8 protein-coding genes are annotated in these 11,794 nt (G+C 73.4%); all 8 read right to left on the reverse strand.

Annotated features, from left to right (window positions below; all coding sequences use genetic code 11):
• Window positions 1-94 precede the first annotated feature (94 nt).
• The 8 genes from ACFY0O_RS22110 to ACFY0O_RS22145 all read right to left on the reverse strand — a co-directional run bounded on the left by ACFY0O_RS22110 (window position 95) and on the right by ACFY0O_RS22145 (window position 11,688).
• Window positions 95-940 (reverse strand): GNAT family N-acetyltransferase, encoded by an 846-nt coding sequence (locus ACFY0O_RS22110; RefSeq protein ID WP_388948988.1) that lies wholly within the window; start codon window positions 938-940, stop codon window positions 95-97.
• A gap of 148 nt (window positions 941-1,088) precedes the next feature.
• A complete protein-coding gene (gene ispG, locus ACFY0O_RS22115) occupies window positions 1,089-2,246 on the reverse strand; it encodes a flavodoxin-dependent (E)-4-hydroxy-3-methylbut-2-enyl-diphosphate synthase (protein WP_079430044.1) in 1,158 nt (385 codons plus the stop codon).
• A 176-nt stretch (window positions 2,247-2,422) separates the two neighbouring features.
• A complete protein-coding gene (locus ACFY0O_RS22120) occupies window positions 2,423-3,724 on the reverse strand; it encodes a M50 family metallopeptidase (protein ID WP_388948991.1) in 1,302 nt (433 codons plus the stop codon).
• Window positions 3,721-4,974: a 1-deoxy-D-xylulose-5-phosphate reductoisomerase gene (gene dxr, locus ACFY0O_RS22125; protein ID WP_388948994.1), complete on the reverse strand. Its 1,254-nt coding sequence runs from the start codon at window positions 4,972-4,974 to the stop codon at window positions 3,721-3,723. Before dxr ends, ACFY0O_RS22120 begins: the two co-directional genes overlap by 4 nt.
• A 21-nt stretch (window positions 4,975-4,995) precedes the next feature.
• Window positions 4,996-6,306, reverse strand: a complete 1,311-nt coding sequence (locus ACFY0O_RS22130) for a hypothetical protein (protein WP_388948997.1) — start codon at window positions 6,304-6,306, stop codon at window positions 4,996-4,998.
• 67 nt (window positions 6,307-6,373) lie between these two features.
• Entirely contained in the window at window positions 6,374-8,323 is a 1,950-nt protein-coding gene (locus ACFY0O_RS22135; protein WP_388949000.1) for an acyl-CoA dehydrogenase family protein, read from the reverse strand.
• A 155-nt stretch (window positions 8,324-8,478) separates the two neighbouring features.
• The gene (locus tag ACFY0O_RS22140) at window positions 8,479-9,924 is read right to left on the reverse strand and encodes an aldehyde dehydrogenase family protein (RefSeq protein WP_388949002.1); all 1,446 of its coding nucleotides are present in this window, start codon (window positions 9,922-9,924) and stop codon (window positions 8,479-8,481) included.
• Window positions 9,925-10,107: 183 nt separating this feature from the next.
• A complete protein-coding gene (locus ACFY0O_RS22145; RefSeq protein WP_388949004.1) occupies window positions 10,108-11,688 on the reverse strand; it encodes a PucR family transcriptional regulator in 1,581 nt (526 codons plus the stop codon).
• Window positions 11,689-11,794: the final 106 nt, after the last annotated feature.

Raw genomic sequence — 11,794 nt, forward strand, 5'->3', positions numbered from 1 at the left:
GCCGCGCGGACCCGTACATGTCCACAGGCCTCGGCCGGGCGGGCGGGCCCCTCACGGCGCCGGCCCGCGGACGATCCGCGCCCGCGGGCCCCGATCAGAACAGCACGCTCATGAACGCCCCCACCTCACGGAACCCCACCCGCCGGTAGGCGGCCCGCGCGGCGGTGTTGAAGTCGTTGACGTACAGGCTCACCACGGGCGCGACGTCCCGCAGCGCGAAGTCCACGACGGCCGCCATCCCGCTCTCGGAGTACCCGCGGCCGCGGAACTCGGGAGCCACCCAGACGCCCTGGATCTGGCAGGCCCGGGCGGTGGCGGCGCCGATCTCGGCCTTGAAGACGACCTGGCCGTTCTCGACGCGGGCGAAGGAGCGGCCGCTGCCGACCAGCTCGGCGACCCGGGCCTGGTAGAGCAGGCCGCCGTCCCCGGCCATGGGCGAGATGCCGACCTCCTCGGTGAACATGGCCACGCAGGCGGGCATGATCATGTCCATCTCGTCCTTGCGGATCCGCCGCACGAGCGGGTCGGGCGCGATCTCGGCGGACGGCTGCTCGGTGGCCATGAGCGGCTGGTGGGGGCGGACGTCGCGGGCCGGGCCCCAGCTGGGCTCCAGGAGCTGCCACAGCAGCCGGGTGGCCTCGGCGGGGCCGACGATGGAGGAGCAGCGGCGGCCGGTGCGGCGGGCCCGGTCGGCGAAGGCGCGGACCGCTTCGGGGCCGGCGCAGACGGGGACGAGGTTGGCGCCGGCGTAGCACAGGGAGCGCAGCTCGCCGCCGGAGTACCAGCCCCACATCTCGCCGCCGAGGCGCCAGGGGTCGAGTCCGGCGACCTGGACCCGGGAGGTGACGAAGGCGTTCTCTACCGGCTCGCGTCCGAGGATGGCGAGCGCGGCGTCCAGATCACTGGGCTCAAGGACCCGGGTGGTTGTCTGAGTCAACACTGGGGCCTCACCGTGCAAGTCTGCTGATCTCCGCACTGTACCCGCCGGGGCGCGGGGATGCCGCGTCCCGAGGGTCACGAAAAGGGCCCCGGCCCCGGCCCCTCGACGGGTCCGGGGCCGGGGCCCTGGCTCGGCGGCCCTGAAGGGATCAGACGCCGATGGCGACGCTGGGCTCGCCGGAGGCGATCCCGTCCTTCTCCATCTGCTCGGCGATCTTCAGCGCCTCTTCGATGAGGGTCTCCACGATCTTGGACTCGGGGACGGTCTTGATGACCTCGCCCTTGACGAAGATCTGGCCCTTGCCGTTGCCGGAGGCGACGCCGAGGTCGGCCTCGCGGGCCTCGCCGGGGCCGTTGACGACGCAGCCCATGACGGCGACGCGCAGCGGCACGGTCATGCCGTCGAGGCCCGCCGTGACCTCCTCGGCCAGCTTGTAGACGTCGACCTGGGCGCGGCCGCAGGACGGGCAGGAGACGATCTCCAGGCGGCGCTGGCGGAGGTTGAGCGACTCCAGGATCTGGATGCCGACCTTGATCTCCTCGGCCGGGGGCGCGGAGAGCGAGACGCGGATGGTGTCGCCGATGCCCTGGGAAAGCAGGGCGCCGAAGGCGACGGCGGACTTGATGGTGCCCTGGAAGGCGGGGCCGGCCTCGGTGACGCCGAGGTGCAGCGGGTAGTCGCACTGGGCGGCGAGCTGGCGGTAGGCCTCGACCATGACGACGGGGTCGTTGTGCTTGACCGAGATCTTGATGTCGCGGAAGTCGTGCTCCTCGAAGAGGGAGGCCTCCCACAGCGCGGACTCGACCAGCGCCTCGGGGGTGGCCTTGCCGTACTTCTTGAGCAGCCGGGCGTCGAGGGAGCCGGCGTTGACGCCGATGCGGATCGGGGTGCCCGCGTCGCCGGCGGCCTTCGCGATCTCCTTGACCTTGTCGTCGAACTGCTTGATGTTGCCCGGGTTGACGCGGACGGCGGCGCAGCCGGCGTCGATCGCGGCGAACACGTACTTGGGCTGGAAGTGGATGTCGGCGATGACCGGGATCTGCGACTTCTTGGCGATCACGGCGAGCGCGTCGGCGTCGTCCTGCGTGGGGCAGGCGACGCGGACGATCTGGCAGCCGGAGGCGGTCAGCTCGGCGATCTGCTGGAGCGTGGCGCCGATGTCGGACGTCCGGGTGGTGGTCATCGACTGCACCGAGACGGGTGCGTCGCCTCCGACGGCCACGGAGCCGACCTGGATCTTGCGGCTGACCCGGCGGTCGGCAAGCTTCGTCGGCACGGACGGCATTCCGAGAGAGATGGCAGTCATCTGCTGTGCAACCCCAAGGTGTGGATCGAGGTCCCGAGATCGGCGGGCTCCGGCCTTTGAGGTTACGCCAATGCGCGCGTGCCCCACGCATCCGAGGGGGCGGCGCCACCCGAACGTAGGGAGCCGGGCACGGTGCGTGCCCGGCTCCCGGTGTCCGCGGTGGTGCCCCCGCCCGGCTAACTGATCTTGATCGGGTTGACCACGTCCGCGACGAGCACCAGCAGGGTGAAGCAGACGAAGACACCCGCGACCACGTACGCGGCGGGCATCAGCTTCGCCACGTCGAAGGGACCGGGGTCGGCGCGCCGGAAGACCTTGGCCACGGTGCGCCGGACGGACTCCCACAGGGCGCCCGCGATGTGGCCGCCGTCGAGCGGGAGCAGCGGGAGCATGTTGAACAGGAACAGCGACAGGTTGAACCCGGCCAGCAGGTTGAGGAAGAACACCAGCTGGTACTGGGCGGGGATGTCGAGGTTGAAGATCTGGCTGCTCACGCGGGCCGCGCCGACGACGCCCATGGGGCTGTCCTGCTTGCGCTCGGCCCCGTTGAAGGCGGCGTTCCACAGGTCCGGGACCTTGCCGGGGAGGTCGACGAGGGACTGGACGCCGGCCTCCATCATCTCGCCCATGCGCTCGACGGCCTGGCCGAAGGTCTGCGGGACGTAGCCGACGGCGGGGGCGAAGCCGAGGAAGCCGGCGGTGACGTACTGGTCCTTGACGTAGCGGCCCGCGGCGTCGGTCTTGGCGACCTTGTTCTCGATCAGGTTGGCGTGCAGGTCGAGGCGCTTGCCGGCCCGCTCGACGGTGATGGTGGCGGGGCCGACGGTGGCGCGGATGTCCTTCTGGAGGACGGACCAGTCCTCGACCGGGCGCCCGTTGAAGGCGACGATCTTGTCCTGTGCCTGGAGTCCGGCGGCCTTGGCCGGGGCGGCCGGGTCCCCGGCCGCGCACTTGTCGCGCTTCTCGCTCTGCTGGATGACGCAGTCGGAGACCGAGCTGACGACGGTGGTCTGGGTGTTCAGCCCGAAGGTCATCAGGGTGGTGAGGAAGATCGCCACCGCCAGGACCAGGTTCATGAACGGACCCGCGAACATCACGATGACGCGCTTCCAGGGCCGACGGGTGTAGAACAGCCGGCTCTCGTCGCCGGGCTGGAGCTCCTCGTACGCGGCCGAGCGGGCGTCCTCGATCATCGACCGGAACGGCGAGGTCGAGCGGGCGGTGACCTTGCCGTCGTCGCCGGGCGGGAACATCCCGATCATGCGGATGTAGCCGCCCATCGGGATGGCCTTGATGCCGTACTCGGTCTCACCCTTCTTGCGCGACCAGACGGTCGGCCCGAAGCCGACCATGTACTGCGGCACCCGGATGCCGAACAGCTTGGCCGTGGAGAGGTGGCCGAGCTCGTGCCAGGCGATGGAGACCAGCAGGCCGAACGCGAAGAGCACGACCCCGAGTACCGTCATCAAAGCCGTCATGCGCCCGCCTCCACGGCGGCCCGCGCCGCCATCTCCCGTGCCCGGGCCCTGGCCCAGGTCTCCGCTTCGAGGACGTCCTGGACGGTGAGGGAAGTTCCCGTCCGCGGCGTCCCGTGCTCATCGACCACTGCGGAGACCGTATCCATGATTGCTGTGAACGGCAGCCGGCCGGCGAGGAAGGCCTCGACGCATTCCTCGTTCGCGGCGTTGAACACGGCGGGGGCGGTGCCGCCCAGGGTGCCCACGTGCCGGGCGAGGTCCACGGCGGGGAAGGCCTCGGTGTCCAGGGGGAAGAACTCCCAGGTGGAGGCCTTGGTCCAGTCGAAGGCGGGGGCTGCGTCGGGGACCCGCTGCGGCCAGCCGAGGCCGATCGCGATGGGGCCGCGCATGTCCGGCGGGGTGGCCTGGGCAAGGGTGGAGCCGTCCGAGAACTCGACCATGGAGTGCACGTACGACTGGGGGTGTACGACGACCTCGATGCGGTCGAAGGGGATGTCGTAGAGCAGGTGCGCCTCGATGACCTCCAGCCCCTTGTTGACCAGGGTGGCCGAGTTGACCGTGATCACCGGGCCCATGGCCCAGGTGGGGTGCGCGAGGGCGTCCTGGACGGTCACCTCCGCCAGCTCCGCGCGGGTGCGGCCGCGGAAGGGGCCGCCGGAGGCGGTGACGACCAGCTTGCGCACGTCGGCGCGGGTGCCGGCGGCCAGGGCCTGGAAGAGGGCCGCGTGCTCGGAGTCCACGGGGATGATCTGGCCGGGCGCGGCCAGCGCCTTGACCAGGGGGCCGCCGACGATCAGCGACTCCTTGTTGGCCAGCGCGAGGGTCCGGCCCGCGCGGAGCGCGGCGAGGGTCGGCGCGAGGCCGATGGAGCCCGTGATGCCGTTGAGGACGGTGTGGCACGGGGAGGCGGCGAGGTCGGCGGCCGCGTCGGGTCCGGCGAGGATCTCGGGCAGCGGCTCGGAGGGCCCGTACGCGGCGCTCAGCGCCTCCTTCAGGGCCGGTACGGCGTCCTCGCGGGCGACGGCCACGGTCTCCACCCGCAGGGTGCGGGCCTGCTCCGCCAGGAGGTCGGTGCGGCCGCCCGCGGCGGACAGCGCGGTGACCCGGAAGCGGTCCGGGTTGCGCAGGGCCAGGTCGATGGCCTGGGTGCCGATGGACCCGGTCGCCCCGAGGATGACGATGTCCCGGCGGCCGGCCGCGGCGTCGAAGAGGAGGTGCGGGTCGGCGAGGGGGGCTGGACTGTCGCTCATGCCCCCCATTGTTGCCGCTCCTCAGGGCCGTTTGGACACGGAGTCCCCGTCCGTGACCCGGGCGAGGAGTTCGGGCAGGGTGCCGGCGAAGTCGGGCAGGGCGCGGGCGGCGCGCCACCAGGCCTCCGGGTCGTCGCCGAGGGCCGCGTCGAAGAGCCGGTCGGCCTCGGCGCGGGCGGCGAGGACGGCGGCGGGCCGGTCGTGGCGGTCGGGGTGGCCGATGTCGCCGAGCCACTGGTCCTCGTCCAGGGCCCAGCACGCGGGGACCTTGTGGCGGATGACGTCGGCGCCGGTGAGCAGGGAGCGGTCCAGGCAGTCGCGGACCCAGCGGACGTCCTCAGCGGCGGTGTCCATCGGCACGGCGAGGCTGACGAGGGCCAGCTCGCGCTCCCAGGCCCCGGACGGCTCGGCGGGGGCCGTCTCGGGCGCGAGGTGGCGTACGGCGCGGGCCAGGGCCGGGTCGTGGCGGACGGCGCCGGGGGCGGCCGGGGTGCCGGCGGCGAGGGCGGCGGCCAGCTCGGGCAGGGTGCCGGGGAAGGCGGCGGCGCGCCGGGGCAGCTCGGCCCACAGCCGGGGGTCCTCGCCGAGCAGGGGGCGCAGGGCGCGGTGCACGGCCGACTGCATCTCGGCCTGTTCGGGCAGGTTCCAGCGCAGGCCGCGGGTGGCGGGGAGGTGGCCGAGGAGCAGGGTGCGGGCGGCCGGGGCCACGTGGGCGACGAGTTCGTCGCAGGTCAGCAGGCCCATGCGGACGGCGCGGACGGCGGGCCGGTACCAGTGGCGCCCGTACGGCTGCCCGGCCCGGGCGTCGAGCAGGGCGAGGCACTCCGTCCGGGTGAGGCCGCCCGCGAGGAGCAGCGCTTCGACGGCGCCGGCCGGCAGCGGGGCGCGGGCGTGCCCGTTCAGCAGTTCCCCGGGGTCGAGCTCGTGCGGCATGCGCAGCAGGGTGAGCGGGATCCGGGGGCGGCGGCCGTGGCGGCGCAGCAGGGCCGTCAGCTGTTCGGTGGTGAAGGGGCCGGGGCCCACGTCGGCCAGCAGCTCGGGCGAGGGGCCGGGCCGGGCGGCGTACCGGGCGGCGCCGGGCAGGCCGGGGAGGGGGCGGCCGACGACGTGGGGGTTGCGGGCGATGTAGTGCCGGTCGGCGTCGGTGCCGTGGCGCAGCAGCAGGGTGACGGCGGCGGCCGGCAGCCACTCGTCGCGGCACAGGTACTTGCGGACGGGCGCGTCGAGCCGGTCGAGGAGGTCGGCGACGACGTGGTGCGGTGCGTGGCGCAGCAGGTGCGCCACGCACCGGGCCAGCCGTCTGCTGGCCCGGTCCTCCTCGGCCGTCGGCATCGTCCTCGTCCGCCTCGCGCTCGCACCCGTACTCGTACATCCGTCCGTACAAGCCGATGATGGCAGGTCAGCGCAGGGGACGGTGAACGTTTTTCCTCGTGGAGGGGCCGGGGGTGGCGTCGGCGATCCAGGGGCCGTCGCCGGAGGGGTCGAGGACGCCTTCCTCCAGCCAGGTGTAGGTGCCGGAGAGGACGCCCTGGACGACCTTGTGGTCGAGTTCGTCGGTGTTGGCCCACAGGCGGCCGAACAGCTCCTCGACGCGCAGCCGGGACTGCCGGCAGAAGGCGTCGGCGAGCTGGTAGGCCTCGCGGCCGTGGTCGCCGGTGGCGCGCAGGTGCTCGGCGCGGACGCAGGCCGCGCTCATGGCGAAGAGTTCGGCGCCGATGTCGACGATCCGCCCGAGGAAGCCCTGCTTGGTCTCCATGCGCCCCTGCCAGCGGGCCATGGCCATGAACATCGCACGGGCGAGTTTGCGGGCGCCGCGCTCGACGTAGCGCAGGTGGGTGGCGAGGTCGGGGTGGCCGGCCGGGTGGAACTCGCGGTAGGTGCCGGGGACCTGTCCGGGTCCGGCGGCGAGTTTGGGCAGCCAGCGGGCGTAGAAGCCGGCCGCGCGGGCGCCCGCCTTGGCCTTGTCGCCGAGGGCCTTGTCGGGGTCGATGAGGTCGCCGGCGACGGAGAGGTGGGCGTCGACGGCCTCGCGGGCGATCAGCAGGTGCATGATCTCGGTGGAGCCCTCGAAGATCCGGTTGATGCGCAGGTCGCGCAGGAGCTGTTCGGCGGGGACGGCCCGTTCGCCGCGGGCGGCGAGGGACTCCGCGGTCTCGAAGCCGCGTCCGCCGCGGATCTGGACCAGCTCGTCGGCCATCAGGCAGGCCATCTCGGAGCCGTAGAGCTTGGCGAGGGCGGCCTCGATGCGGATGTCGTTGCGGTCCTCGTCGGCCATCTGGGAGGCGAGGTCGACCACGGCCTCCAGGGCGAAGGTGGTGGCCGCGATGAAGGAGATCTTGGCGCCGACGGCCTCGTGCCGGGCGACGGGGCGGCCCCACTGCTCGCGGACCCCGGACCACTCGCGGGCGATCTTCAGGCACCATTTGCCGGCGCCCACGCACATGGCGGGCAGGGAGAGCCGTCCGGTGTTGAGGGTGGTCAGCGCGATCTTGAGGCCGGCGCCCTCGGGGCCGATGCGCTGGGAGGCGGGGACGCGGACGCGGTGGAAGCGGGTGACGCCGTTCTCCAGGCCGCGCAGGCCCATGAAGGCGTTGCGGTGCTCGACGGTGATGCCGGGTGAGTCGGCCTCGACGACGAAGGCGGTGATCCCGCCCCGGTGGCCCTCCGACTTGGGTACCCGGGCCATGACCACGAGCAGGTCGGCGACCACCCCGTTGGTGGTCCACAGCTTCACCCCGTCGAGGAGGTAGCAGTCGGGGTCCTCGGGGTCCGGGACGGCGGTGGTGGCCAGGCGTGCCGGGTCGGAGCCGACGTCGGGCTCGGTGAGCAGGAAGGCGCTGATGGCGGTGGTGGCACAGCGGGGCAGGTAGGCGTCCTTCTGCTCCTTGGTGCCGAACATCTTCAGCGGCTGGGGCACGCCGATGGACTGGTGGGCGGAGAGCAGGGCGCCGATGGCCGGGCTGACGGAGCCGACGAGGGCGAGCGCCTTGTTGTAGTACACCTGGGTGAGGCCCAGGCCCCCGTACTCGGGGCTGATCTTCATGCCGAGGGCGCCGAGCTCCTTGAGCCCGCGCACGGTCTCGTCGGGGATGCGGGCCTCGCGCTCGATGCGCTGCCCGTCGATCTCGTTCTCGCAGAACTCCCGCAGCCGGGCGAGGAAGGCCTCGCCGCGCCGGACGTCCTCGTCGGCGGGGAGCGGATGGGGGTGGATCAGGTCGAGCCGGAAGCGGCCGAGGAAGAGCTCCTTGGCGAAGCTGGGTTTGCGCCAGTCCTGCTCCCGGGCCGCTTCCGCGACCTGCCGTGCCTCGCGCTCGGTCACCTTGGGCTGTACGGGCTGTGTTGCCGACATCCGGGTCCTCACCTCGCCGCATCGGGGGCTGCCGATCGGTTGCGTGTGAGTCGTACCCGTTTCGGGCGCCGGGGATTCGGGGGGCGTGGCAAAAGGGGGACGGCCGGGCCCCCGCACAGTAGGCCCGGCCGTCGGTCTGTGACCGTACGAGTCGGTCAGATGTCGAGGCCCGTGAGGACCAGGACGCGCTCGTACGTGTAGTCGTCCATCGCGTAGCGGACGCCCTCGCGGCCCACGCCGGACTGCTTGACGCCGCCGTACGGCATCTGGTCGGCGCGGTAGGACGGCGCGTCGCCGATGATCACACCGCCGACCTCGAGCTCGCGGTGGGCGCGGAAGGCGACCTGGACGTCACGGGTGAAGACGCCGGTCTGCAGGCCGAACTTCGAGTCGTTGACGGCGGCGAACGCCTCGTCGGTGTTCTCGACGCGGGTGATGGTCAGGACCGGGCCGAAGACCTCCTCGGTCGCCAGCTTGACGCCGGCCGGGACCTCGGCGATGACGGTCGGCTCGACCGTGGCGCCGTCGCGCTTGCCGCCGGTGAGCAGCTTGGCGCCGGCGGAGACGGCCTCGTCCACCCAGGACTCGACGCGCTTGGCGGCGTCCTCGGAGACCAGCGGGCCGACGTCGGTGGCGTCGTCCGCCGGGTCGCCGGTGACCTGGGCCTGGACCTTCGCGACGACCTTCTCGACGAGGCGGTCGTAGACGGAGGCGTCGGCGATCACGCGCTGCACGGAGATGCAGGACTGGCCGGCCTGGTAGTTCGAGAAGGTCGCGATCCGGGTCGCGGCCCAGTCGAGGTCGGCCTCGGAGGACCAGTCGGCGAGGACCACGGCCGCGGCGTTGCCGCCGAGCTCCAGGGTGCAGTGCTTGTGGGGCACCGACTGCTGGATGGCGTAGCCGACGGTGTCGGAGCCGGTGAAGGAGATGACCGGGAGGCGGTCGTCCTTGACCAGGGCCGGCATCTTGTCGTTGGCGACCGGCAGGACCGACCAGGAACCGGCCGGGAGGTCGGTCTCGGCGAGCAGCTCGCCCAGGATCAGACCGGAGAGCGGGGTGGCCGGGGCCGGCTTCAGGATGATCGGCGCGCCGACGGCGATGGCCGGGGCCACCTTGTGGGCGCACAGGTTCAGCGGGAAGTTGAACGGCGCGATGCCGAGGACCGGGCCCTTGACGAAGCGGCGGGTCAGGGCGAGACGGCCGACGCCACCGGCGTCGGTGTCCAGGCGCTGGGCCTCTCCGCCGTTGAAGCGGCGGGCCTCTTCGGCGGCGAAACGGAACACGGACACCGCACGGCCGACCTCGCCGCGAGCCCACTTGATCGGCTTGCCGTTCTCGGCGGAGATCAGCTGGGCGATCTCCTCGGTGCGCTCGGCGAGGCGCTTGGACACGTGGTCCAGCGCGGCGGCGCGTACGTGGGCGGGGGTCGCGGAGAACTCCGCCGTCACGGCGTACGCCGCGGCCACGGCCTCTTCCACCTGGGCGTCCGTGGGCACGCTGACGGTGCCGACGAGCCGGCCGTCCCACGGGTTGTGGACGTCGAAGCTGTCCTCGCCGGTGGCCTGGCGGCCGGCGAGCCAGAAGGCGTGGGTGGAAGTCATGCGAATCCCGGCCCTTCGGTGGTGTGTGCTGGGGGCACCTCCCAGCGGTGGCTGGGGGCGGTCCTTGTCTCCACCAAGGTAGGACGCCGCCGGGCGTTCGTCGTTTAGCCGCGTTGGAGCGGCGCCCTCGCGGCCTGCGCCGCTTTGTCACTGTTGCCCGCGGCCGCCGCCGCGCCCGGAGGGTCAGGGGTGGGGCGGGGTGGCCTTGAGGGCGAGCCAGAGCTCCATGCGGACGTCCGGGTCGTCCAGGGAGCGGCCGAGGATCTCCTCGACCCGCTTCATCCGGTACCGCAGGGTGTGCCGGTGCACACCCAGGTCCGCGGCGGCGGCGTCCCACTGCCCGTGCCGGGCGAGCCAGGCCTGGAGCGAGGCCACCAGGTCGCCCCGCCCCGTGGCGTCGTGTTCGCGCAGCGCCCGCAGGGTGCCCTCCGCGAAGGCCCGTACCGCCTCGTCGGCGAGCAGCGGCAGCACGGAGCCCGCCGCGAGGTCCTCGTGCTCGACCAGCGGCCGCCCACGGCGCCGGGCCACGGCCAGCGCCTGGTCGGCCTGCTTGAACGCGGCCGCCACCCCGTCCGGCCCGGCGGGGGCCGACAGTCCGACCACGAGTTCGTCCGGCTCCGGTCCGGCCGTCTCGCGCCCGCGCCGGGACTCCAGCGCCTCGGCGTGGTCCGCGCAGGCCTGCACGGCCGCTCCCCCGTCGGCGGCCAGCACCACCAGCCGTCCCGGCTCCGGCACCACCAGCAGGGCCTCCCCGGTCCGTGAGGCCGCCGACTCCAGGGTGTCGGCCAGCAGCGCCAGTCCCTCCGGCTGGGCCGTCCCGGGCAGGGCCGGCTCCGCGACGAGGATCCGGAACGGGGCCTCCAGCAGGGCCCCGTACAGGTCCCCCGCCACCGCCCGGGCGTGCCCGGCCTCCCCGTCCAGCAGCATCCGCAGCACCGCCGCGCCCAGCCGGGACTCCGCGTCGTGCAGGGACCGCGAGCGCTCGGTGGTCAGGGTCAGGAGGGCGACGGCGGAGTGCACCGCGTACCGCTCGGCGGTGCCCAGCGGGGCCGCCGTCCCCACGGCGAGCGCGCCCCGGGCCCGCCGTCCGGTGCCCAGCGACTGGAGCTCGACCCGGTCCTCGGACCCGCCCACCACCGCGCTCGCGGGCGCCGGCCGCTCGCGCAGCCGTTCCACGTCGGGGGTGAGCCGGGCGGCCCGGCGCGCCGCCCAGTCGGGGGCGGCCGCGACGACGGCGCCGGAGGTGTCGTACAGCGCGGCCCAGCCGTGCACGTGGGCCGCGAGCTTCGCCAGCAGGTCGGCGGGGCCGTCGGCGGACAGCGCGGCCCGGGTCAGCTCCCGCTGCGCCTCGAACCCGGCGGTCACGGCCCGGTACTGGTCGGCCGCGAGCGCCGCGGAGACGGCCTTGCTGATGGCGAGGAACGGGGTGCGCCGGGGCACCTCCAGCAGCGGCAGGTCCTCCTCCCGGGCGGCCTGGACCAGCGCCTCGGGCACGGCGTCGTAGTTGACGCCGACGGCGAAGCCGATGCCGACGACCCCGGCGGCCGCGAGGCGCCGTACGTAGCGGCGCATCTCCTCGGGGTCCTCGGCGTCCAGCTTCATGGCGGTGACGAGCAGCAGCTCGCCGCCTTCCATATAGGGGACGGGGTCGGCGAGCTCACTGACGTGGGCCCAGCGCACGGGGGTGTCGAGGCGGCTCTCCCCCGCCCGGACGCTGAGCTTGAGCGCCGAGTGCTGGACGAGCGAGGCGAGGGTGAGCGGCATCGGGTACCAGGGGCCTTCGGGAGGGCGGGGAGCAGCGGGCGGGGCGTCCTCGATCCTGGGCTCCCCCGGTCCGGGGACTTCTCCACGTCGTATGAACGACCCCTCT

The sequence above is a fragment of the Streptomyces sp. NPDC001594 genome, from assembly GCF_042893675.1.
Taxonomy (GTDB): domain Bacteria; phylum Actinomycetota; class Actinomycetes; order Streptomycetales; family Streptomycetaceae; genus Streptomyces.

Bases quoted from the DNA above. Each gene is read 5' to 3' on its own strand.
- ACFY0O_RS22120 (WP_388948991.1), bottom strand. From the start codon at position 3,724: ATGACGGCTTTGATGACGGTACTCGGGGTCGTGCTCTTCGCGTTCGGC.
- ispG (WP_079430044.1), bottom strand. From the start codon at position 2,246: ATGACTGCCATCTCTCTCGGAATGCCGTCCGTGCCGACGAAGCTTGCC.
- ACFY0O_RS22140 (WP_388949002.1), bottom strand. From the start codon at position 9,924: ATGACTTCCACCCACGCCTTCTGGCTCGCCGGCCGCCAGGCCACCGGC.
- ACFY0O_RS22130 (WP_388948997.1), bottom strand. From the start codon at position 6,306: ATGCCGACGGCCGAGGAGGACCGGGCCAGCAGACGGCTGGCCCGGTGC.
- ACFY0O_RS22135 (WP_388949000.1), bottom strand. From the start codon at position 8,323: ATGTCGGCAACACAGCCCGTACAGCCCAAGGTGACCGAGCGCGAGGCA.
- ACFY0O_RS22145 (WP_388949004.1), bottom strand. From the start codon at position 11,688: ATGCCGCTCACCCTCGCCTCGCTCGTCCAGCACTCGGCGCTCAAGCTC.
- dxr (WP_388948994.1), bottom strand. From the start codon at position 4,974: ATGAGCGACAGTCCAGCCCCCCTCGCCGACCCGCACCTCCTCTTCGAC.